This window comes from Deefgea piscis (genome assembly GCF_013284055.1).
Taxonomy (GTDB): domain Bacteria; phylum Pseudomonadota; class Gammaproteobacteria; order Burkholderiales; family Chitinibacteraceae; genus Deefgea; species Deefgea piscis.
In genome coordinates this window covers 2084616-2109882 of sequence record NZ_CP054143.1, presented here as the reverse complement: position 1 = coordinate 2109882, position 25267 = coordinate 2084616, and the positions used below count along the sequence as shown (strand labels likewise).

The window sequence follows — 25267 nt, the reverse complement described above, 5'->3', positions numbered from 1 at the left end:
CACCACCCTAGTTCACACCTATTTGTAATTCAATTGCCTAAAATGAAATGCTGAAAGTAATTTCATTACAGCCAATCACAAAAAAAGCCGCTATGCTGCAAGCCACCATTATTTCTTGACTTGCTATGCCACAAAAACACCTATCACACACCTTAATTGATGACTTACAAGGCATGCTCACCGGCGTTGTCTTTGTCGCACTCGCCATCCAGCTTTTTAAGCATGCCGGACTGATTACAGGGGGTACTACTGGGCTTACCTTTATTTTATTTTATTTGAGCGATATACCCTATGGCCTCATCTTATTTATACTGAATGTACCGTTTTATATTTTTGCTTACAAAGTATTCGGCAAAGAATTCACCCTCAAGACTTTTGCTTGTGTAGCGAGCTTAGCCCTAATCACAGAATGGATGCCGCACTGGGTTAGTTTTGGCAATCTGAATCCTATTTTTGCCGGCTTAATGGGCGGCCTCATGGCAGGCGTAGGCATATTAATGTTGATTCGGCATAAAGCCAGCTTAGCTGGGGTCACGGTATTGGCGCTCTATTTACAAAAAACCAAAGGCTGGCGTGCTGGGAATATTCAATTAATTATTGATTTAGCCATTTTAGCCGTGGGTGCTGCCATTGTAAGTTGGCAGCAACTAATTATTTCAATCATTGGCGCTTTTGCACTTAATTTAGTCATTACCAGCAATCATAAAACCGGACGCTATATGGGCATGTAAGCCATTGAGTCGGCCGTTAAATATGGCTTAATCCGCATGAGTCGAATGCAATCAGGTATTCGAATCATGCGCCCTCAGCCACCAGCCACCAGCCACCAGCCACCAGCCACCAGCCTGCACATAAAGCCAACAAAAACTTACAAAAATCAATCAAACATTGATAGAAAAAAACACATGCAGTAATATACCCAAAACCAACGATTCCCATTCGCTATGTCAACACTGAACGCTTTCTTTCGTCAGTTAATCCAAATTCGATATACTGCAATATTCTTTATATTCATACCTACGATATTTATCGTCGGCTATGTTTTTATTCGCTTATTTCTAGAAGATGCATTTTATTTTAAAATTCTATTGCCACAACTTCATTTGGCTATCTTTCTTATTGTCAGCTTATGTTACTTCTCAATAATTTTATTTATTTTTATCAATAAAGAAAATAAACCCAATCCATCATCTCGGCATCGCACTCAAATCAAAGAAAGCACCACGCAGTTTAAAAAAATAACCCTCTCCGCAATCAGTCAATACCTTGAACGACCGACCTGGCAAATTGATTTAATTAACAATTTAAACGAACAGCAATTCAAGCAGCTGTGCATTGCCTACTATCAAGTTAAAGGTATCAAATATTCATTATTTACCATGGGGGTTAATAATAGTCTTGATATTTTAATTTGGAAAAATGAAGTCATTAGCAAAGTGATTCATTGCAGCACACTCGCAATTATTGATCTCGTCGAAATCCGGCATTTTCTTGGTGTGATGGTGCATGAGAGAGCAACAGAAGGTTTGATCTTGCACCGCGGTCATGTCAGTGAAGCGGCGCATTTATTTGCCAATAGCCATCAAATTCAATTACGCAGCGAATATGACTTATTAGCACAAATAGAATTATTGACCGAGAAAAAGCAGCGCCGATTATGGGCTTTATTGCGAAGAATCAAAGGCGCTGAACTAGATGAAGAAAGCCTAAAAAATTGAACTTAGCCGATATTATTTATATTTAATCGCCAGCTTCATTGTGCATAAAAAAATCATCGCCGTGATCGTGACGATGATTTTTTAATTTTCGTGATTCACGATTTAGTCGAGATTAACTTCAATGTTATCGATAAGTCGAGTACTGCCGATCCGAGCGGCAATTAATATCACTAACTTGTGATCAGTATTTGAGGCGGCTTTTAAGGTTTCAGCATTTCGTGTATCGACATAATCAATATCATGCCAACCGCGCACGCGCAAATCAGTGACAGCCTGCACCGCGAGTTTAGAATAATCCCGATCCCCCGCTTCAATTGCCGCTTTCATCCGCGATAAATGATGATATAAACGCGGCGCCTCATTACGCTGATCTGCGGTTAAAAACGCATTGCGTGAGGACAAAGCCAAACCATCTTCTGCACGGCCGGTATCAACCGGCAAGATTTGAATATTCATATTCAGATCTTTCACCATGCTCTGAATGACAAATAATTGCTGGAAATCTTTTTTACCAAAACACGCAATATCGGCTTCAACAATATTGAATAATTTAGTCACCACCGTCGCGACGCCACGGAAATGCCCCGGACGGAACGCACCGCAGAGTTCTTCAGCAATTGCTGGTGGTGTGACTTGATATTGCTGAATCACATTCGGATACAGTTCTTTCTCGTCCGGCGCAAAAATCACATCCACGCCACCTTGCTCGGCGATCAGTGCCGCGTCGTTTTCTAGCGTGCGCGGATAGCGATCAAAGTCCTCGCCTTGACCAAACTGCAAGCGATTCACAAAAATACTCACGACGGTATGTTCCGCTGCGGCTTTTGCCGCATGGATGAGCGACATATGCCCCGCATGCAAACTGCCCATTGTCGGCACAAAAGCCACTGTGCCCACGGTTTTGCGCCAAGCGCGAAGTTCTGCAATCGTATGGATAATTTTCATGGTGTGTGATGACTGAAATGTGAAGGTAGATAACAACAACTAAAATACGAAAGCAACGAAACCCCGAGCGCGACAGTAAAAACAGCAGAGAAACACCGCAATTGGCCGATTAAAACCATAACTTAAGCTTTAATTCGGCCTTTTTCGTCCTATTCGTAATCCAGTTTTCAATTAAAACGAATGCTCCTCGGCTGGGAAAGTTAAACCCTTCACCGCTTTCACATACGCCTCAACCGCGCCTTGAATACTATGGCTGCCACTCATAAAGTTTTTCACGAAACGCGCTTTCTTGCCGGGATAAACGCCGAGCATGTCATACAGCACCAGCACTTGGCCGTCGACATCAACACCCGCACCAATACCAATCGTAGGGACAGACAGCGATTCGGTAATGGTTTTGGCAACTGACGCTGGCACCATTTCCATCAACACCATACTGGCGCCAGCGGCTTGTAATGCCAATGCATCGCGGACCAGAACTTCAGCTTCTAATTCCGTTTTGCCTTGTACTTTATATCCGCCATACACATGCACCGATTGCGGCTGTAAGCCGATGTGTGCGCAGACTGGAATACCGCGTTGCACCAAAAATTGAACGGTATCGACCATGACTGCACCGCCTTCAATTTTGACCATTTCAGCACCAGCAGCCATCAACCGTGCGGCGTTTTCATAGGCTTGGGCGTGTGAAATTTGATAACTACCAAAGGGGAGATCAGCCAAAACTAGACCCGATTGCGTGCCACGCGCCACTGCCTGTGTGTGGTAATGCATATCATCCATTGTCACCGGCAAGGTTGAGCGGTGCCCTTGGATCACATTGCCAAGCGAATCACCAACCAAAAAAATATCCACGCCTGCGGCATCCAATAGCGTCGCAAAGCTAGCGTCATAGCAAGTCAACATGGCTATTTTTTGGCCATCTTGTTTCATTTTTTGTAATGTAGTCAGAGTCGTCTTCATGGTTCGATATCCATGCAGTTTAAAAGATCAGCACTTTTGGTGCTGCTGTTGGCGCTGCGATGACGGCAAATTGGGCCGTCCCCGCAAAGTGCACCAATCCTAATGGAGATAGATCAGAAAATCGATACATTTAAGCCGCAAGCGTGGCTTTCTGAGGAATGCGCGTCAACACTTGCTCGGCCACGCCAGCAAGAAAGTGCTTCGCTGGACCGAGTTGTGGAATTTCAATTTCAGGCGCAATTTCCAGCAAGGGCTGCAAAACAAAAGCCCGCTGGTGCATCCGTGGATGAGGAACTTGCAAGTCTGCCAAGTCATATTGCGCTTGACCATACAAAATCAAATCCAAATCCAAGGTGCGGGGTGAGTTTTTAAATTCACGAGCACGACCATTTTGGGTCTCAATCGAGAGTAACGCCGCCAAAACTTCGAGGGCCGTCAACTCGGTGTTGATTTCGCAGACCGCATTCACAAAATCCGGTTGTTGGGTATAACCCACTGCAGCGCTACGATAAAAAGAAGAGCTGCGCACCAGCGTCATTTTTGGCCAAGCAGCTAAGCTGGCCAATGCTGTATTGAGTTGGGCGATTGGATCACCCAAATTGGCGCCTAAAGCGACAAAAATTTTCATCGCTTTAGTTTCCAGACTGCTTTAGAGCCGCAGGTTTACGCTGACGACTACGTTTACGACGTTTGGCGGGAGCATCACCCGATTGGCCATTTTTGGCCGCCAAGTCAATCATCGCCGTTCGTTCGGTTTCGTCACTCACTTGAAATTGCGTCCACCAATCGGCCAATGATTTTTCCACTAAACCGCAATCGGCACGCAATAACAAGAAATCATACGCCGCCCGAAATCGCGCTTGCTCTAAAAGTCGGAACGGACGCAGACCAACACGTTGCTCAAATCGCGGCTGCAATAACCAAATTTCTTTCATTGCGGCACTGTAGCGATTGGGCACTGCCAAACGTTTGCTGACTTTACTTTCAACATCATTCATCGCGTCGATCAAGGCGCTGATTTTGCTTTCACCGGCAGCAAGACGCTTTTGCCACAGCGCTTCGACTTCGTGCCAAAGTAAAGCGGCAAACAAAAATCCAGCCGAAACCGGCTTATCATCAGCTAAGCGCTGATCGGTGTTTTCAAGTGCTTTTTGTAAAAACTTGGCGGTTTCTGGCTGAGAAAGCAGCTTATCCAATAATGGAAACAAAGGCTGATGTAAACCATGCGCCCGCAACGCTTGCATACAATCCCACGCCTTGCCCGACAGTAATAACTTCATCATTTCATCGAACAATCGCGCTGACGGGATATTTTCCAGTAAAGCGGCATGATCACGAATTGGCTTGCGAGTATCTGGCGCAATCGCCAAACCTAATTTGGCCGATAACCGCGCGGCACGCAGCATCCGGACTGGATCTTCGTGGTAGCGTTTAACCGGATCACCAATCATCACCAACTGCTGCTTTTCTAAATCTTCGATACCGTGGTGAAAATCGATAATTTCTTCGGTATTTGGATCGTAATACAAGGCATTAACCGTAAAGTCACGACGATCAGCATCTTCAGCAATCGTGCCATAGACATTGTCACGAATAATTCGTCCACTGGCATCGGTGGGGGACTCTGCGCTACCACGGAAGGTGGTCACTTCAATAATCTCTTCACCGCCGCGATCATAAAATGGCACATGCACAATTCGGAAACGGCGGCCAATAATGCGCGAACGATTAAAGATATGCCGCACCTGCTCCGGCGTAGCGCTAGTCGCAACGTCAAAATCTTTGGGTGACTTACCAAGCAATAAATCACGCACTGCTCCGCCCACGATATACGCCTCGTAACCCGCCGCTTGCAGACGATCACAGACTTTCAACGCACCAGAGTGCAGTTGATCACGGCGAATACCATAATGCTTGGCGTGCACTACACGCCGTCCTGGGCGCCGTAGCACCTTGCCGATAAATTTACGAATCATGGAGTAATTTTGAAACTGCAAAGAGGCGAAACCCAATATTATACAAGCGGAGTGCTGCATTCAGTGGATGATTTATGCGCTGCGTGAAGATTCCAGAACAAAAGTGGACTAATCACACTTATTGATCAATCTTAAATAATCTGAAATTTGATAGGTATAACCATATAAGCCATTCATTTAATAACCTATATGCATATACCTAAGAGACAATAATGAGAAAAATACAATATCAGCTCGTCAATGTTTTTACGACCGAACACTTGTTTTCCGGCAACCCGCTCGCGGTTTTTCCCGATGCTAGCGCGATAACAGCCACAGAAATGGCCGCGCTAGGCCAGCAGATGAATCTTTCTGAAATCACTTTTGTCACGCCGAGTGATCAAGCAGATGCGGCCGTACGTATTTTCACCCCCAGCTATGAAATGCCATTTGCAGGCCACCCAACGCTTGGCACCGCCTTTGTGATTGCTCAAGGCCGTTCACAACTCACACTGCAAATGAAAGCTGGATTAATCCCTGTGCAAGTCGATGGTCATCAAGTCACACTCACCGCCAATTCACCCAGCTATCGCGATGGCCCCGAATTCACTGCACTCGCGAGCGCCCTTGGTATCTGCAGCAGTCATATTGTGGAACAACCACTATTTGTTAATTGCGGCACAGAGCAGTTAATTATTCAATTAGATAGTGCTGACAGCGTCGCCGCTTGCCAGCCTATTTCGGAGCAGTTCATGCAAGTGGCCATCAATTTAGAAGGGCGTGCGGGTGCATTGGTCTGGGCTTACGCAGGGGAAACAGTCATCGCGCGTTATTTTTGGAATCAAAATGGCGTATCTGCTGAAGATTTTGGCACCGGCTCAGCCTGCGCCAACTTAGGTGGCTATCTCATCGCAAAACATAAACCAACCCCATTTAGTCTTATCATGGAACAAGGCCACGGTATCAAGCGTATTGCGCGCTTGCGACTCGATGTAGAGACCTCAATTAAAGTCAGCGGCAAAGTGAGCCCGATCGGCCAAGGTGAGTTTTGGATTTAACTCCCCCTTAGCCCACCGCCCATTGCGCTCAGACGACCTTCGCTGAGCGCTAATTGGCACGATGAACTCGCTGCATCAGCGCCCCTTTTCCTCCACGCTGACACAAAAAATCAAAAGCTTACAAATTACAATCAAAAAAATACTTAGATTGTAAAAAATACCAATTCCTACGCCCTCACTACATAAAAAACCAAAAATCATAAAACAAGCTATTGTTTTTAAATAAAAATAAACACTTCAAACTCAAAATCTGCTGTCACCTCAATTACAGTACTTCTTACTAAATTCGAATTATTTTCTAAAAAAATACCACGTATCTGGCTCACCTATCAACGGGGTATCGCCACTCAATCCATTTAAACAAAGACATTCAGAGACATACCTACCGAAAAAGTATTTACATCCACTGACTAAGTGATAAATAAATAACTAATATCACTTACATATCAAAACAACTAATTTATGTAACATGAAAGCATTAAAAATAACCAAGTAAGTATTTGATTTCAACTTCACAGAATTGAATGCGGACTTGAATTTCTGATCTATAAATAAGCGCTAAATCCATTTTTAACTGGCGGTTATCTAGCCATAAGCTATGAATCATCACCTAGAGGATTAAAAATGCTACACGAGAAAAATTCAGTACGAAGCGATTTATTGGATGAAGTTTTTGCTTCAAATGATCTATCAGTCGCTTTGCCAAAATACAAAATGCCTGCACAAGAGCACGAAGCTCGCCATGTACTGCAAGTAGTTACCGATGAGCTCATGCTTGATGGTAATTCACGACAAAATTTAGCCACATTCTGCCAAACATGGGCAGAGCCTGAAGTGCATCAAATCATGGATATGACGATCGATAAGAATATGATCGATAAAGATGAATATCCACAAACAGCAGAAATAGAAGCTCGCTGTGTTCATATGATCGCGGATTTATGGAACTCACCTGATGCCAGCAATACTCTCGGCACTTCAACAACTGGCTCTAGCGAAGCGGCGATGCTGGGCGGACTGGCATTGTTATGGCAATGGCGTGCCAGACAAAAAGCGGCCGGCAAACCGTATGACAAACCAAATTTAATCACTGGACCAGTACAAATTTGTTGGCATAAGTTTGTTCGCTACTGGGATATTGAAATTCGTGAAATCCCCATGGATAACGGCCGTATTGTGATGAATGCGGCAGAAGTGCTTAAGCGTTGTGATGAAAATACCATCGGTGTGGTTCCCACACTGGGTATTACCTTTACCGGCCAATATGAGCCAGTAAAAGAAATCAGCGATGCTTTAGATCAATTGCAAAAAGACACGGGGCTGAATATCTCCATGCACATTGACGGTGCTAGTGGTGGTTTCCTTGCTCCATTTACTTATCCAGAGCTCGTTTGGGATTTCCGTTTGCCACGCGTGAAATCAATTAATGCTTCCGGCCATAAATTTGGTTTAGCGCCACTCGGTGTAGGTTGGGTTATTTGGCGTGACAAAACAGATTTACCTCAAGATTTGATTTTCAATGTGAATTATCTTGGCGGCCAAATGCCAACATTTGCCTTGAATTTCTCTCGTCCAGGCGGACAAATTGTTGCGCAATACTATACGTTATTGCGTCTTGGCAAAGAAGGTTACCGCAAGATTCACCAAGCCTGCTATGACACGGCGATGTTCTTGTCCGATGAAATTAGCAAAATGGGGCCATTTGAAATCATTTATAACGGCGACCCAAAACAAGGTATTCCAGCGCTGACTTGGAAACTTAAAGATGGTGTTGATCATGGCTTTAGTTTATTTGATCTTGCCGATCGCCTGCGCATGCGCGGCTGGTTAGTACCGGCCTATACCTTACCGCCTCATTTAGAAAACATTCCAGTACAACGCATTTTAGTTCGCCATGGTTTTAGCCGTGACCTCGCTAGCTTATTGCTGAAAGACTATAAAGAAGCCGTAGCGCATCTCAGCAAACATCCTGTTAGCGTACCGCTATCAGAGCAAGAAGCGAGTGGTTTTAAACATTAAATGAAAATTATGATTTAAAGAACCATCAGCAGTCGTTCTGTATGAATTTATTCATCTTGGCGCTGCTGATGAATTACTTTGAAATCTAACTGATTGATTTTGTAGCATCTTAATCAATTAGGGGAAGATTATGCGAACACGTCGTAGTCAGTACGTATTTAAAATTGCGAGTGGAATTGCTTTAATAAGTGCGGCTCAAATTGCATCGGCTCAAAGCGATGCGTCAACTAACGAATCTTCAGATGTCGAAGACGTTCATAAAATTAGCCGTATCCAAGACAATATTGATCGCGCAACAGCTAGGCATTCTTTATATCAGGATGCAAGTGATCTCTATGGCGAATATTCAGCATTTAAAACTAAAACAGCCAAAGAAGACGGTATCTCATGGTCAATGGATCTGAGTTACTTACAACAATGGGGTCGACCAAACGGCGGTAGCCCAGCTGGACAATGGCTAGCGACACCATCATTAGATTGGACGCTATTTCAAAATAATACTATTGGTACTGGCTCATTGCAGTTTGCCTACACTTGGGTTCGATACAGCACCAATCAAAATGGTGCAGATCTCCAAAACAATTTAGGATTAGTGACCCCCAATAACGATTTTGGCACACGGCAAAATACATTTGCCCAATTGACTTACACTCAAGCATTACCAGGCAATAAAGTCTTGATTTCTATAGGACAATATCCTTTTTATAATTTTGATGGCAATCAGTATTTAAGTAGTCAACAACAAAATTTTAATAATGATATTTTAAGTCAAAATGGTACATCCACATATGCCATTGCTGGTTTAGGCTCCTATATACAAATTAATCCAAGTAGCACACTGCAGTTTGCAACTGGTTTTCAAAGCGCGGACAACATCAGCGGGGCAACACTATCAACTAAGCACTTTGCTGATGGTGGCTATTCATGGTTTGCCTATGCTCAATGGACCCCGAAATTTGAAGGACTTGGGTCAGCTCAATATTCAATGACTTATTACCAAGTACCTAGTGTTCAATTGCAATCACCCAAGAGCCATGGATGGTCATTTAATGCGGTTCAAAATTTAAATGACTCATGGGCGATATTTGGCAGGGCGAATCGGGCTTCTGGGTATACCACGGCGATCAAAAGCTCTTATGCATTAGGTACAGCACTCAACAATCCACTTCAACGCAGTCCTACTGATCAAATAGGTTTAGCGTTTGGCTATAGCGATCCAGCAAAAAATACATCAAACCAAAACCAATTACGTAATGAAAAATTAATTGAATTGTATTGGAATTGGACTGTAGCAAAGGGTTTGCTCATTACTCCCGATGTGCAATATGTTCATAACCCTGGCGCGGATCCAACTAGAAATAATGCTTGGACACTTTCATTACGTTCAACACTGATGTTTTAAATTTTCAAATGTAATTCAAAAAATTTTTTGCTTTCTAAATTCAAATAGAAACAATAATTGGAGAAACCTATGACTACCGCAGCCCCTGCTAAGAGTGGCACTTTACGCAAAGCCACACTTGGTGTAATGACATTAGCAATTATGAACATAACTGCAGTGGTAAGCCTTCGCGGACTACCTGCAGAAGCTGAATATGGCTTAACTTCGATTTTTTATTACATCTTTGCTGCCGTTTTCTTTTTAATTCCTGTTTCAATCGTTGCTGCAGAGCTAGCAACAGCTTGGCCACAAAAAGGCGGTGTTTTTCGCTGGGTAGGCGAAGCATTTGGTCCTCGCTGGGGGTTTGTTGCTATCTTTTTATTATGGGTTGAATCAACGATTTGGTTCCCCACCGTACTGACCTTTGCTTGGGTTTCACTCGCTTTTGTCGGACCAAATCAAAAGTGGGATGTGGCGCTTTCAGCAAACACGGTTTACACCATCATTGCCGTTCTTGTTGTTTATTGGGGCGCAACATTAGTCACATTACGTGGCGTTAAATCGTCATCAGCAATTAGTAAATGGGGCGGCCTTATTGGTACGATCATTCCTGCGGCAATTCTGATTTTATTGGGTGCCATTTATTTAATTGAAGGCCGTCCAATTCATATTGAATTAGGTTGGGACAAGCTGATTCCTGATTTTTCTAAATTTGATAATTTGGTTTTAGCTGCTGGTATTTTTCTTTTTTACGCTGGTATGGAAATGAATGCTATCCACGTTAAAGAAATTGATAACCCAAGTCGAAACTATCCATTAGCAATTTTAATTTCATCTCTAGCGACTGTAGCTATTTTTGTGCTCGGAACACTAGCCATTGGCCTCGTCGTACCACAAAGTGAGATTAATTTAACGCAAAGTCTGCTAGTCGCTTACAACGATTTTTTCCACTTTTATGGCATTCCATGGGCGGGTTCTATTGTTGCATTGGCACTATTTGCTGGTGTAATCGGTGGTGTCACTGTTTGGGTTTCAGGCCCATCAGCTGCCATTGCTGTTGTTGGCCGAGCTGGTTATTTACCTCCGTTTTTCCAAAAGCTGAATAAAAATGGCGTGGCATCAAATCTTTTGATTTGCCAAGGCTTAGTCGTTACTTTCTTAGCCGTTATGTTTGTCATTTTGCCATCGGTACAAGCTGCATATCAAATCTTAAGCCAATTAACTGTAACGCTTTACTTGATTATGTATTTCTTAATGTTTGCTGCCGCAATCCATCTACGCCACACCGAGCCAGTCACCAAACGTCCATATGTTGTGCCATTTGGCAGTGCAGGGATGTGGATTTTTGCCGGCGCAGGTTTAGTTGGCGCAATGGTCGCATTTATTTTGTCATTCGTACCACCATCACAAATTTCAGTGGGTAGCCCAAGTACCTACATCGGTATTCTTATCGCTGGCAATGTCATTTTTGTCGCAATACCACTATTAATTTATGCCAACCGTAAACCACATTGGAAAACAACAGAAGGTGCGAGTGACTTTGAAGCATTTGGTTGGGAATTAGAAGGCCGTAATCCAAGTGAAGTTCAAACCAAAGTTGTTGTCTTAGACGAAAATAAAGGGGTGGCACAATGAGCTTGGATCACGCAAAAATAGCCGCAGTAGTTAAAGAGGCATACGATAAATTTTCACAAGCTGCGGGCGGCGAAAATGCGAGCTACATTCCTTATCTCGCATCAGTACCTTCTTCGCTAGCGGGTGTGACGGTTGTTACCAAAGATGGCACAGTTTTTGAATGCGGTGATTCAAATTATGAATTTGCTTTAGAGTCGATCTCCAAAGTATTTTCATTGGCACTCGCTCTTGAAGACGTTGGAGCTGAGGAAGTACATAACAAAATTGGCGCAGACCCAACAGGCCTACCTTTCAACTCTGTAATGGCACTTGAGTTACATGGTGGAAAACCACTGTCACCACTCGTGAATGCTGGTGCGATGGCAACAGTGAGTTTGATCAAAGCAAGTAGCCCTGAAGAGCGTTGGTCACGTATTTTAGGCATGCAAAGCCAACTTGCAGGACGGCAGATTGCACTTAGCGAAGAAATTAATCGTTCAGAGCAAACGACTAACTTCCATAATCGCGCGATTGCTTGGCTGCTTTATTCTGCCGGGGCGATGTATTCAGACCCAATGGAAGCTTGCGATGTCTACACCCGACAATGCTCGACTTTAATCTCAACGAAAGATTTGGCCGTAATGGGCGCAACATTAGCGGCAGGCGGTATCAACCCTTTAAATAAACAAAGGGTATTGAAAGCTGAAAATGTTCCCCGTATTTTAGCCGAAATGACAATGGAAGGCCTCTATGATAGTTCTGGAGATTGGGCCTATACCGTTGGATTGCCCGGAAAAAGTGGCGTCGGTGGCGGTATTTTAGCCGTTGCTCCCGGGCAATTAGCCATTGCCGGCTTCTCCCCTCCCCTTGATCCAATTGGCAATAGTGTTCGTGGTCAGTTAATGGTTGCTTACATTGCAAAAGAATTGGGCTTAAATTTGTACGCCGTAAATTAAATTTAAATAATAAAAAGGGCATGGCCTCTTTTAAAAATAGGCCATGCCCAATAATTGCTAATGCTGAATTAATTAAAATTTTTGAAATGAGTGCAATAAACAGTCTAACTAAAATTAAAGCTGCTTCACTCAATATATATCGGAGAGAAATATGAACTGCATGACTCAGCGCAACACTCATGCAAGATGGTATAGCAGCTTTTTTATTGCAACCCTCATTACTTTAACTGGCTGTGACAAAAAATCTGAAAAACCGAATATCCCTGTAACTGCAGTAACTGCAATCACGATTACGCCTCAAAATATACCCGTTGATTTTCCTTTTGTGGCACGCGTTGAAAGCTCGCAAAATGTCGACATTCACGCTCGAGTCTCTGGTTACCTTGATAGTAAAAATTATACCGAAGGTGGCAAAGTCACTAAAAATCAAGTTTTATTTAAACTTGATCAACGACCATTTCAGGCTGCATTAGATGCCGCTCGCGCTCAGCTGGCCAATAATCAAGCCGCTCTAAATACCGCGCAACTGACTTTAAACCGATATAACGAATTAACACCACGCGGCGCAGCTTCCCAGGCTGACCTTGATAATGCCATAGGCACTTTTCAGCAAGCAAAAGCAAGTGTAAGCCAAGCAAAAGCCAATGTAACGCAAGCCGAATTAAATTTAAGCTATACCGTGATTACTTCGCCAGTTGATGGCATCAGCGGCATGGCAATTCCTTCTGTTGGCACTTATATCGATGCTAGTAATAGCAAAATGACCACCGTCGCAACGCTATCACCAATGTGGATTAATTTTAGCGTTTCCGAGAATCAACGCCAAAGCCAAACAGAAGCAATAAAAAAAGGTTTGCTACGTGCACCTACAAACGGAATATATGAAGCAGAAATTTTACTTGGAAACAATCAAGTTTATGCTCAAAGAGGCAAACTCACTTTTGCATCGCCTTTTTATAATAGTAATACTGGTACTTTCATGGTCAGAGCCTCAGTAGACAACCCCAATGGCGCCTTATTACCCAATCAATATGTCAATGTAGTCTTAAAAGGTGCTGTTCGTCCAAACGCCATTTTGTTACCGCAACGAGCAGTCCAGCAAGGTGCTGGAACCAATTATGTTTGGGTTGTCGGTAAAAATTCACAAGCAGAATATCGCCCAGTTACAACCGGACAATGGCGAGGATTAGGCTGGTTTGTCAACAGTGGTTTAAATGCTGGTGAACAAGTCGTCGTCGATGGCGTAACCACCTTGCGCCCAGAAGCACCACTCAAAGTGACTCCGTTAAGTGCTGCAGAAATGAATAAATCCCTTGGTCTAACTCAGACTATTGACGCCCCTTCTGCGGCAAAAAAATAAACGAGGCCTACTATGTTTTCTCGATTTTTTATTGAACGGCCAATTTTTGCCGCAGTAATTTCCATTGTCATTTCAATTGTGGGTGCGTTGGCGCTATATAGCCTGCCCGTCGAGCAATACCCGGTGATTGCACCAGTGCAAATACAAATCACCGCCAATTATCCTGGCGCTGATGCACAAACTGTCGCACAAACTGTCGCCGCCCCTATCGAACAACAAATTATTGGGGTTGATAATTTACTTTATATGAAGTCAAGCAGCTCATCGAGCGGCACCATTACCATTACGGCTTACTTCAATCTAGAAACAGATCCTGATATTGCTCAAGTTCAAGTACAAAATCGAGTAGATCGCGCATTACCGCAATTACCAGCAATTGTTTCTCAAAATGGTGTTTCTGTAGAAAAACAATCATCGAGTATTTTAATGGTGATTGCTGTTTATGATAAATCGGGGAAAATGTCTTCAGCCCAGCTCGATAATTATACCAATATTAATATTATGGATGCGATTAAACGCGTTCCTGGCGCTGGGCAAGCAACTTTATTTGGCTCGCCAGATCAAGCAATACGCATTTGGTTAAACCCTCGAAATATGGCCTCTTTAGGCGTTACAACGAGTGATATTAAATCAGCAATTGCCAGTCAAAATGCGCTGGTTGGTGCTGGGCAAATCGGGCAAGCCCCCAATGAAGGGCAAGTTGAAATGACCTTCCCGGTCGTGACCGATGGTGCTTTTTCCGACCCAAGCATTTACGAAAATATGATCATTAAAGCGTCCCAAAATGGCAATGCGATTGTTCATTTAAAAGACGTAGCAAAAGTCGAATTTGGTCGACAATATTATTCAGGTGAGAATGTATTTAACAATCGTCCCACCTCTGCGATTGGTGTTTATCTGCAAGCAGGAGCAAATAGCATTGATGTTTCTAACGCAATTCGGAAGACACTCAGTACCGCCAAAGCTGATTTTCCAAGTGGTTTAGATTACACCATTGCATTAGATACAACTGATTTTGTACGTGACTCAATTAAAGAAGTTGTTATTACATTATTAGAAGCACTAGTGCTCGTTATTTTTGTGATGTACTTATTCTTGCAAAACCTTCGAGCCACTGTCATTGCTACGATTGCAATTATTGTTTCCCTACTCGGTGCATTTATTGGCTTAGCGGCAATGGGTTTTTCAGTTAATTTATTAACATTGTTTGGTTTGGTACTCGCAATTGGGTTAGTGGTCGATGATGCGATCGTCGTCATTGAGCACGTAGAACATACCATGCATGAACACCCAGAAATGTCGGTAAAAGACGCCGCAATACTTTCAATGGACGAGGTCTCTGGGGCGGTTTTAAGTATGACGCTCGTTCTTTCTGCCGTTTTCATCCCAGCACTGTTTGTATCAGGTACCACAGGTCAACTCTACAAACAATTTGCCACGACCATTGCAAGTGGCGTATTGATATCGGGTGTCACCGCACTCACTCTGACACCCACTCTTTGTGCCATCTTACTCAAACGCACCTCTCCACCAACCAAAGGTTTTTTTGCTTGGTTTAATAATTGGTTTGCTCGACTTACAAAATCATATGGTGTTATTTCGCATACGATCATTCGTCGCTCGGCGCTTTCCGTTTTACTTTTGGCCATTATGGTGCTCGGCTTGTGGCAGTTATTCAGAATTGTACCAACCAGCTTTGTACCACAAGAAGATCAAGGCTATATGCTTGCGGCTTTAATGATGCCCGAGGCAGCCAGTTTACAAAGGACTATTAGCGCTGGCGAACAACTGAATAAAGTCATTCGTGACAATCCTGCTGTCAGTTACAACACCATGATTAATGGTTTTAGTATGCTCGATGGGCAAGTTAAAACCAATGCAGCAACTGCATTTATTGGTTTAAAACCATTTGATGAACGAAAGTCTGCATCAGAATCCGTTTTTGGCGTTACACAACAAATCGCCAAAGATACGAGGAGTATGACCGGCGGAGCAGTTATTCCATTAATCCCTCCTCCTATACCTGGTATCGGTACTTCAGGCGGTTTTGAAATTTGGTTGCAAAATAAAGGCACGGATACACCAGAACAAATGCAACAGGTATTACAAAAATTTGTTGCGGCTGCCAGTAAACGACCGGAATTAGGTGGGCTTACCAGTACCTTTAATGCCAATAGTCAACAATTGAAAGTAACGATAAACCGCGAGCAAAGTAATCTCATTGGCGTCCCTATTTCTGATGTTTTATCGGCCCTACAAGCCCAATTTGGCTCTTTAAGGGTGAGCCAATTTAATCAGTACAGCCGCGTTTGGGATGTCACCATGCAGGCTGAAGCACGCTACCGGCAAAAACCAGAAGACATTGACCAAATTTATACCCGTTCACAGAATGGCGACATGGTGCCTTTATCTGCTGTTGTGAATATGAGCTTCGTTAATGGCCCAACGATTATGTCGCACTTTAACGGGTTCCCAGCGGTCAACATTATTGGCTCGCCTAACCCAGGCTACAGCTCAGGCCAAGCAATCTCAGCCCTAGAAGAAGTGGCAGCGGCAACCTTGCCAAGTAGCTACAGTTACGCATGGGCAGGATTATCTTATTCAGAAACGACTTCGGGCAACGACTCGATTTATATTTTCTTGCTTGGCATTTTAATGGTCTTTCTGATCTTAGCGGCGCTATTTGAATCATGGTCGCTGCCTGCCGCCGTTATCTGTGCCGTGCCCTTTGGTTTGCTGGGCGCTTTGAGTTTTACTTGGTTACGTGGGCTAGACAATGATGTTTATATGCAAATTGGTTTATTGGTTTTAGTTGGTTTGGCCGCTAAAAATGCCATTTTGATCGTAGAATTTGCAATCAAGCAGCATCAAGCCGGTCATAGTTTGCTCGAGTCAGCAGTTGAAGCCGGTGAATTACGTTTACGCGCTATTATCATGACTTCACTTGCATTTATGCTAGGCACATTACCTTTGGCGCTCGCATCTGGGAGCGGCGCCAATGCTCGCCACTCGATTGGCACTGGCATTATCGGTGGGATGGTTTTACTTTCCTCACTCGCTTTAATTTATGTACCTTTGTTTTATTATCACTTTGAAAGTTGGCGAGAAAAAAGCAAAAGCAAATCAGCTCAAGCAACAACAGAGCCAAAGCCTGATGCAAGTCCTACAGAGGAGCAGCCACAATGAAATATTTAACTCCTTTATTGGGCATCACTTTACTTTCTGCCTGTGCTGTTGGCCCAGATTATCAACGGCCTGCTGTAGACATTCCCAGCAGCTTTCAATATGCACCAAGTAAAGCACAACCAGATGCACTAGATACTGAATGGTGGCGACAATTTAATGACCCCATCCTTGACCAATATGTGCAAGAAGCTGTGCAACACAACCGAAATCTGGCCATTGCGCTCGCCAATATTAACGCCGCAGCAGGGCAACTCACCGTTGCTCGCTCGGCACTTTACCCATCTATTGGCTATCAAGCTGGTGCCACGCGTGGATTATCTAGCGGCGAGCGACGAGCAGGTAGCCAGCGTGTTAGCAATAGCTATCAAGTGGCAGCGAATGTTAACTGGGAAATCGACCTATGGGGTGGATTGCGCCGGCAAAGTGAATCAGCTAACGCGCAATTGGAGGCGAGTAAACAAGCGCGTCGTGGTGTATTACTGAGTGTGGCCGGAGCGACCGTGCAAACGTATTTACAATTACGCGGCCTAGACCAACAACTCAATATCGCCAAAGATACGGTCAATAGCTATCAACGCACGGTTGAATTATTCGAACTGCAATTCAAATACGGCGTGATTGCTCGAATAACGCTTGAGCAAGTCAAAAGCCAATATCAAGAAGCACAATCCAATATTCCACCGATAGAAAAAGCCATTGTCAGTACCGAAAATGCGCTATCCATTTTAATGGGACGTAATCCAGGGCCGATCACCCGAGGTAAAGCACTAGATGCCTTAACCGCACCGGTGATTCCTAGTGCCTTACCTTCTAGCTTATTAAGTAATCGCCCTGACATCTTAGAAGCAGAAAGACAGCTTGAAGCTGCCAATGCTCAAATAGGCGTTGCCCGTGCACAGTACTTCCCGCAAATATCGCTAACCAGTTTAGCTGGCGGTGTTAGCGAGCAATTGAATAATTTACTTAAAGCCGGTAGCTCGATTTGGAGTTTAGCCGCACAAGCCAGTGGCAGCGTATTTTCTGGCGGCTCAACGCAAGGGCAAGTCAAAAGCGCCGAAGCACAAACTCAAGCGGCAGAGCAGCGCTATCTACAAACGATACAACAGTCTTTTGCTGATGTAGAGAATGCTTTATCGAGCTACCAAGCCGATGGAAAAACCCTAAAATCACTGACCCAGCTGGTCAATACCAATCTGGAATATTCAACGCTGGCATCACTGCAATACAACGGCGGTTTGGCGCCTTATTTAACCGTTCTCGATGCACAGCGCCAAGCTTATTCAGCTCAGCAATCGGCAACCTCTGCACGAGTCGCGTATCTGAGTAGTGCGGCGAATTTATATCTCAGTCTAGGTGGCGATTGGATTAATCAACTCGATCAGCAATCAAGCAATAAACCCTCTCTGCATTAAAAAACCAGCGGCTGTGTTGCTTTGCATAAAGCAACACAGCCGCTTAGTTACACCTTAAACTGCCCCACTACCCGATTCAGTTGAATTGCCACTTGCTCCACTTGGCTTGCATTTTGCGCCGTTTGCGCAATCGCGCTACTGGTTTTCTCCACCATTTGCGAAATATCTTCTACGCGCATCGCAATACTATTGCTGGCCAAACTTTGCTCGCGCGTTGCTGATGCAACCTCATGCAAATGCGTGAGCGTCGCTTCTGCGCCCTCTTGAATTTGGCTCAGTGATTGCTTAACTTGTTGCGCCAGCGCCACCCCACGAACAACCTGTGGAATCGCTTCATCCATCACCGCCACCACATTTACAGTTTCACCTTGAATCGCATTGAGCATGGTTTCAATATGCACTGTGGCGCTAGCGGTTCGTTCTGCTAATTTTCGAACTTCATCGGCCACCACCGCAAAACCACGCCCTTGCTCACCTGCGCGTGCGGCCTCAATCGCAGCATTTAAAGCTAATAAATTCGTTTGTCCTGCAATATCTTTAATGACCGCGGCAATACCCGAAATCTCTCTCGCCTGAGTGTCTAACGCCCGAATTTGGCCGCTTGCTTGTGTCACACTCGCAGCAATATGCTCCATCGTCGTTGTTGCCATTGCCACTTGCTCAACACCATCACGTGACAAAGCTGTCGCTTGCCGCGATGCCTGCTCTGTCAGACTCGAGCTATCCGAAATATGACTAATACTGACGGTCAACTCTTCCATCGCGGCAGCCATTGCACTGGTTGCATCAGTTTGCTGATTGGCCGCCAAGGCAATGGATTGACTCGATTGTGCAATTTGCGTGGCTTGTTGATTCAAAACATCCGCATCATTTTTTACATCCAGCATGACTTTGCGCAAACTGGCCGCCATTTCTGCCAAAGAAGCAAACATACTCCCCGCTGGTGCCTGCTGCATTTTCAACTGCAAATCACCTTGCGCCAGCTGCTGCATCAATTTGATCCCCTCGCTTGGCTCGCCCCCTAATTGGCGCAAAATACTTGCTGTAATTAGCCACGCGAGCAAACTCACCAAAATCGCCAAAATCGCTAATTCAATCAATCCCCAAATCAATATCTTTTTCATTTCGGCGTCAATATCATCAATATAAACGCCAGTACCAATGACCCAATTCCACTCAGGAATTAATGCCGCATATGAAATTTTGAGTAACGCTTCAGTACTACCGAGTTTGCTAAAATAATAGTCAACATAACCGCCACCTTGTTGCGCAGCGCGGGTTAAATCCTGCAATAAGAATTTACCTTTTTTGTCCTGCAATGTACTTTTATTTTGCCCTTCAAACTCAGGTTTATTCGGCGATAATTTATATACCTGCTGCGTATCAGTAATAAAAAAAGATTCCCCATTACCGTAGCGTACATGGCGCATTGCAGCAATTGCCGATTTTTGCGCTTCCTCGACGCTCATAACCCCACTGCGGTTCAAGTCCTGATAATGCTTAATAATAGAAACCGCCGTTTCAACTTGGCTTTTAATGGCAAACTTTCGCTCGTCCAATGTGACTTGCTTTTGATTATAAAGGCCAATCGCCATAATAATGGCCATACCAGACAAAGCCAAAATACTCAATAACAACAATCGAGTACGAATTTTCAAAGACATTAACATGATTATTTCCATTTAATTATTATATTCAGAAACCCCTCCCGCTAGAATACTCAATTTAAAATGACATGGGTATAGCAAATTCGATATAGATTTAGTACATTTCGGCAATGTCTTAAAATAAACATGCCACATCCGCTTTATCTCAAGCGACTGCAAGCAAAACTCAAGACATCTAGCAAACCACTCTCAATCATCGATAGCGATTAAAACAAGTCAACATCAATACGAATAATTATCAATAAATTAAATCAGCGTGAATGATTCAAGATCGCATAAATGGGCGAAATAAGGACTTTCAAGCCGATGATTAATCTGCTTTAAAAGTAAATCCCACTGCGAATAAACTTGATTTTGTTGCCCAAACTCAACGCGCCAACAACCATAAGCTAGAGATTGTTGATCTAATCGCGCGGACAAATAATCTAAGGCGTGTTCTAAATAATCAGAAACAAGCGTTGCATTGTTTGACCAGCGCAATAAATACGACAGTACATCAGGGTTCACTCCCCACAAAATCAGCAATAAGGCACTACGGCGACAATGCTCAGCGAACGGTAAATCTTCAAGCGGTGTTGCTAGTCGATGAAAATAAGCCGCCCAAACCATAAGCCCATGCTCAGCATCCAAGGTGGCAAATGCGCAATCTTCAAGCACCGCCCGTGAAAAATTAGCCACCAGCAATGCTCGCTGATACTGCTCTTGCTCTAAAGATTGCGGGATGCCTCGCGAAGAACACAAGAGATTTCGATAGGTATAGGCCTCCAAGCTATATTCAAACTTAGCAAACTCATGCATACCCTTATTAAAATCAATTTCTAACAGATTTAACTCAACCAATAATAAAGCGGTATGTTTTGGATTATCTAGCCAATATGGCGCCAACTTCGACAACACAACCAGCTCTTGATCCAAAGCCTCATCCAATCGCTTAGAGTGGCATTCAGCAAAAGACCAAGCCTCTGCAACATGCCACTTTGCACGGTGTCGATGCGGAAATGATCGATTCAACTCGCGACGAAATTGACTTGGCGACCAAGTAAACCACAGCCCAAATGCACGCTCAAAAGTACTTCTTTCGGCAAAACCCAAAGAATGGGCAAGGTCTTCAAGACGAATCTTAGAATCCAACAACGCATGAATCGCTCGATTACGCTTCATTTGCACACTAATTTGGCGAAAGCTCGTCCCCTCTAAACTCAGTTGGCGACGAAATGAAGCGCTACTTAAACCTAAGGCATGCGCAGTATTGGCTAAATCAGCCCAAGCCAACTGCTGCCCTCGAGATAAATGCTGCCAAGTGCGCCACAGCAAAGTATGTTGCGCCTGAAAATGCTGGAATCGTTGATTGAACATGGCTTGCAAAGTGGAATGCAAGCTCGCACTAAAACCAGGCAGTTTGCTCTGCAAATATGACGTAGGCCATGCCACGCTAAAACATTCAGCCTGATAAACAATTGGCGTCGCGCAAATCGTCTCTAGCTCAGTAGACCCCATCTTGGCCGTCATGACTTGCATCGACAGAGGGCGGATATCAGCGCCCAAAATACAACTCACCGCTCGGATTAGCCACACGACAATCGCCTCATAGCGCAGCAAGCCGCCCAAACGATCAGACTGCGGCAACGGTGAAAATTGAATTTGCCATTGCTCTGCCTCAGTCACAACACGCATATCACCATCGGGAAACAACATCGGTGCAAAACGCAACAACTCGGCAATCGCCGTCTCTAACACATTCGCGCTGCGTAAGTAATAGATAAAACCATCGCCGGCGGCCAAATCAATCTGACTTGCCACCCAACTCATGGCATGAGGATCACCCAAGGCGTGTAAGTATTCATTCAATTGCAAAGCCGATTCGGCAGCGATTTCTGACAAATTATCGGATGCCACTTGGCGCAAACCAAACAAATACTCGAGTTCACTTAATAAAGCAGGACGATCACGATAGCGTACATATAAGCCCTGCAAATGGCGTAGTTGCACCGTTTGATGTTGCCGTGCTGACAAACTTCCCCCAAGACAATGAACATAAATGTCATAAAAATAGTACGAAACAGCATATCAGAATATTCTTACATTCAATATGATGAAAGAAAAACACTGACAAATGCCCAACAGCAGCGGCATTGCTGTTATTTATTTCAATACCCAGAGCGAAATTATGAATCCCAAATACTTCGGCAGCGCCATACTCTTACTGATATTAACAGCATGCGGTGGCGGTGGCGGTACTGATGGCAGCCCACCTTTAACTGGTGGAGGCAGCACTGACGGTGGCAATATAGGAATCGGACCAAGCGCAGCCCCCGGTGTCAGTCCAAGCTCAGAACCCACAGCCCAACCCACACCTGCACCAACCATAGAGCCGATCCCCGACCCAATCGAAGTCGCGCTAAAAACCGGTAGCGTCCAAGGCCTCAAAAGCAGCGATATGCCAACCTTACTGCGTTTATCACAACAAACTGCAGGCCAGTACCAACAGCAACAAACCGCCGCGATGGCTGATATTTATGGTGATCGCACATTAAATCTAGCGCTCAACCACACAACCAATAGCATCGAAATTAACCGCTCCATTTCCACCATGGCGACTCCGCTGATTGTTGCTGACGACGGCAGTGGCATGGCCGCCATCTCGCAATATGGCAAAGGACGTGGCCTAGCTTATGGCGTGAATATGCTGCAATGGATGGCTGATAAATCTCGAGAAACTCAGCACTTGCCACTGTTTACCCGCGCATTCAATTGGGTTGTGACCGGCAAAGCAACGGGTCCACTGCCTGAAACGCTTAAATTTGCCACCGCTGGCTATGACGCAGCAACAGTAAGCAAATTCATCACTTTATTGGGTAAAAAGCCCGAAACCATTAGCTGTGATTTAACGCTCAGCGGCAATACCTGCTGGCAAAATGCCGATGTACTGGTGTTTGGTGCTGGTGTTAGAGATGATGCCAATTTAAATAATTTGGTACGTCAATACCAAGCCAGCGGCAAAGCCATTATTTATATGCACCCCAATTGGATTGACTCTGGCGGTGGCCGCAAAGTAGCCAAAGCGATGGGGATGGACCTCGGTGGCTACCCTGGCAATTACTATGCCGGTGCAGCCGGCGTATCGGTGAACGGCAACCGCACCATCGCCGACACACTACAACGCAACGACCAGATGGGAGGACTCAATAAAGCGCTAGAACAAATGAGCACAGACAATCTCAGCGTCGACTTAGCGACAGATACTCGCGCCACCTCAGCCATCAGCCAAATTCATAACGAAATAGCCACACTACAAAGTGGCGGTATCGATTTTTTTGCTGAGCCCGCAACTGATTTACATCGCTTACTCATTCTCTGGGCCGACCTTTATCGTCCAACTATTCAATACGGAAAAATCAATCGCACCAGCAATCCCGACGAATTTTTACGCACCTACGCTTCAGACTCTTGGCTCGCTTATAACCGCAGCTACACCACTTTTGCCGCAGCTGGCCAAGGTGACTTTATGCCGGTTGCCGCACAAAGCATCCCCGTCAGCCAAAGCGATGAAATCATCGACGTTACCATTGCCCAAACTGGTGGCACCACTGCCATTGGCCGTGCCGCAATACCCGGCAAACCGGTTTACATCGAAGTGCTAGAAAAAGGCGGCGCGAATCTAAGCATGCAAACCAACCATGTGCGCGCCTTTGGCAATCCACTCACCGACAATGTGGCCGAAGGTTATAAACGCCCACGCCGTCCACAGTCATTTGCGATTCCACTGAATACGACGAAAGCCACCGTCTTTGTGTCACCATTTGGTGGTCCGCTCTACCTCAACTACGGCGGCGCAGCGGCAGGGCAAACCGTCACGCTAAAAATTCGTGGCGCAGCCAAATATGCGCACTTTGACTTTACCAAGCCGCAAAGCGACGCTGAAATTAATGAGGCCGTTGCCGCACTCAAACGCAAAGACTTTGGCTGGCAAACGGCGAAATTTGTCGGGGGAGAAATCCAACAAACGATCAATTACGCCAATCAAGCGATGGGCAATATCGACCCGAAGGTGTATATCCTTGATCAAGTCAAAGGTAGTTTGTTTGATAGCAATCACATCGCCAATGGCTATAGCAATATGCCGATGTCGGCCAATGTATCGCAGCTATGTACTCAGTTTGGTTGGCAGTGTGATGGGCCAATTCATCGCGCACCGAGCGTGCAGCACTTTGTTGGTTGGATCGCTCAATGTGGATTTCTTTGCTCGGGCAATCCATCCGATGGCTTTGCGGGTATCAGTGGCACCGGCTGGGGACACGCGCACGAGCTCGGTCACAACACGGTGCAACGCGTGATGAGTATTGATTTTAATGGCCAAGGTTGTGTCGTTGAATGCAATAACAACATCCTCGCCAGCGCACAAATGATGCGACAATTTAAAACGCTCGGCGTAGATACAGGGCATACCACCAACCACCCATTACTGTATCAATACATTATTGCCAATCGAGCAACTGGATTAAGTGGCGACGCCAAAATCCTCGATATGCAAAAACGACTTTGGACCATGGCAGCCCAAGATCCAATGCGCGCCGTGCACTTTCAATTGGCGTTTTTGTTTAGTAAATATCGCATCGGTGAAGCCACGCCGAGTATGGAAGCGAGTCTGGATTATTTCACGCTACTGACCAAGGGCGATCGCTTGGTGAGCCGCGCATGGGATGCCAATAATAAAGGCAAATATGCGATGGGCAGCTATGCCGATAATAAGATTAACAACCCAGATTTGCTCTATGTTTTAAGCTCAAAAATCATCGGCAAAGACTTAAAAAACATCTTTGCCATGTATGGCATCACACTCACCCCCACCGCAATCAGCTCCGTCGCGGCCTTGGGACTTGAAGTTTTACCGGAAACTTTTTACGCACTCGCAACCAGCAAGTACAACCAAGTCAGTACCGGTGTTTGGCTCAACCTCGCTGGTCAAACTCCGAACTATCCGTTTTAAACTTGAATCACAGCGCCCGACGACCTTAATCAAAGGTTGTCGGCGC

17 protein-coding genes are annotated in these 25267 nt (G+C 44.8%); 11 read left to right on the top strand and 6 right to left on the bottom strand.

The genetic code is table 11. The annotated features are described in order from the left end of the window. The first annotated feature begins 125 nt into the window (after positions 1 to 125). Together HQN60_RS09860 and HQN60_RS09855 are read left to right on the top strand one after the other, a co-directional pair. Positions 126 to 731, top strand: a complete 606-nt coding sequence (locus HQN60_RS09860) for a YitT family protein (RefSeq protein WP_217390099.1) — start codon at positions 126 to 128, stop codon at positions 729 to 731. 213 nt (positions 732 to 944) lie between these two features. After that, on the top strand, positions 945 to 1718 hold the full coding sequence (locus HQN60_RS09855; protein ID WP_173533476.1) for a restriction endonuclease: 774 nt from the start codon (positions 945 to 947) through the stop codon (positions 1716 to 1718). A gap of 102 nt (positions 1719 to 1820) precedes the next feature. Here HQN60_RS09855 and panC read toward each other — a convergent pair whose 3' ends face one another. The 4 genes from panC to pcnB all read right to left on the bottom strand — a co-directional run bounded on the left by panC (position 1821) and on the right by pcnB (position 5602). Next, positions 1821 to 2663 carry a pantoate--beta-alanine ligase gene (gene panC, locus HQN60_RS09850; RefSeq protein WP_173533475.1) on the bottom strand — a complete coding sequence of 281 codons (843 nt, stop codon included), beginning with the start codon at positions 2661 to 2663 and terminating at the stop codon, positions 1821 to 1823. 171 nt (positions 2664 to 2834) lie between these two features. Further along, positions 2835 to 3626 (bottom strand): 3-methyl-2-oxobutanoate hydroxymethyltransferase, encoded by a 792-nt coding sequence (panB, locus tag HQN60_RS09845; protein ID WP_173533474.1) that lies wholly within the window; start codon positions 3624 to 3626, stop codon positions 2835 to 2837. A gap of 130 nt (positions 3627 to 3756) precedes the next feature. Further along, a complete protein-coding gene (gene folK / locus HQN60_RS09840) occupies positions 3757 to 4254 on the bottom strand; it encodes a 2-amino-4-hydroxy-6-hydroxymethyldihydropteridine diphosphokinase (protein ID WP_173533473.1) in 498 nt (165 codons plus the stop codon). A 4-nt stretch (positions 4255 to 4258) separates the two neighbouring features. After that, a complete protein-coding gene (gene pcnB / locus HQN60_RS09835; protein ID WP_173533472.1) occupies positions 4259 to 5602 on the bottom strand; it encodes a polynucleotide adenylyltransferase PcnB in 1344 nt (447 codons plus the stop codon). 212 nt (positions 5603 to 5814) lie between these two features. Here pcnB and HQN60_RS09830 point away from each other — a divergent pair, with 212 nt between their 5' ends. The 8 genes from HQN60_RS09830 (at position 5815) to HQN60_RS09795 (ending at position 18567) form a co-directional block, all read left to right on the top strand. Next, positions 5815 to 6639 carry a PhzF family phenazine biosynthesis protein gene (locus HQN60_RS09830; protein WP_173533471.1) on the top strand — a complete coding sequence of 275 codons (825 nt, stop codon included), beginning with the start codon at positions 5815 to 5817 and terminating at the stop codon, positions 6637 to 6639. Between the two features lie 624 nt (positions 6640 to 7263). Next, a complete protein-coding gene (gene gad / locus HQN60_RS09825; protein WP_173533470.1) occupies positions 7264 to 8658 on the top strand; it encodes a glutamate decarboxylase in 1395 nt (464 codons plus the stop codon). A gap of 130 nt (positions 8659 to 8788) precedes the next feature. Beyond that, entirely contained in the window at positions 8789 to 10060 is a 1272-nt protein-coding gene (locus HQN60_RS09820) for a carbohydrate porin (protein WP_173533469.1), read from the top strand. A gap of 69 nt (positions 10061 to 10129) precedes the next feature. Beyond that, positions 10130 to 11674, top strand: coding sequence for a glutamine/gamma-aminobutyrate antiporter GadC (gadC, locus tag HQN60_RS09815; RefSeq protein WP_173533468.1), 1545 nt, complete (start codon positions 10130 to 10132; stop codon positions 11672 to 11674). After that, positions 11671 to 12609: a glutaminase A gene (gene glsA, locus HQN60_RS09810; protein ID WP_173533467.1), complete on the top strand. Its 939-nt coding sequence runs from the start codon at positions 11671 to 11673 to the stop codon at positions 12607 to 12609. Before gadC ends, glsA begins: the two co-directional genes overlap by 4 nt. Positions 12610 to 12760: 151 nt before the next feature. Further along, on the top strand, positions 12761 to 13969 hold the full coding sequence (locus tag HQN60_RS09805) for an efflux RND transporter periplasmic adaptor subunit (protein WP_173533466.1): 1209 nt from the start codon (positions 12761 to 12763) through the stop codon (positions 13967 to 13969). A 12-nt stretch (positions 13970 to 13981) separates the two neighbouring features. Then, on the top strand, positions 13982 to 17155 hold the full coding sequence (locus HQN60_RS09800) for an efflux RND transporter permease subunit (RefSeq protein WP_173533465.1): 3174 nt from the start codon (positions 13982 to 13984) through the stop codon (positions 17153 to 17155). Continuing rightward, positions 17152 to 18567, top strand: coding sequence for an efflux transporter outer membrane subunit (locus tag HQN60_RS09795; protein ID WP_173533464.1), 1416 nt, complete (start codon positions 17152 to 17154; stop codon positions 18565 to 18567). Before HQN60_RS09800 ends, HQN60_RS09795 begins: the two co-directional genes overlap by 4 nt. A gap of 47 nt (positions 18568 to 18614) precedes the next feature. Here the strand turns inward: HQN60_RS09795 and HQN60_RS09790 are convergent, their stop codons facing one another. Continuing rightward, positions 18615 to 20237, bottom strand: coding sequence for a methyl-accepting chemotaxis protein (locus HQN60_RS09790; RefSeq protein WP_217390097.1), 1623 nt, complete (start codon positions 20235 to 20237; stop codon positions 18615 to 18617). 243 nt (positions 20238 to 20480) lie between these two features. Continuing rightward, the gene (locus HQN60_RS09785; protein ID WP_173533463.1) at positions 20481 to 22247 is read right to left on the bottom strand and encodes a helix-turn-helix domain-containing protein; all 1767 of its coding nucleotides are present in this window, start codon (positions 22245 to 22247) and stop codon (positions 20481 to 20483) included. 100 nt (positions 22248 to 22347) lie between these two features. Here HQN60_RS09785 and HQN60_RS09780 point away from each other — a divergent pair, with 100 nt between their 5' ends. Further along, complete coding sequence (locus HQN60_RS09780; RefSeq protein WP_173533462.1) at positions 22348 to 25221, top strand: ImpA family metalloprotease; 2874 nt, start codon at positions 22348 to 22350, stop codon at positions 25219 to 25221. Positions 25222 to 25267 lie beyond the last annotated feature (46 nt).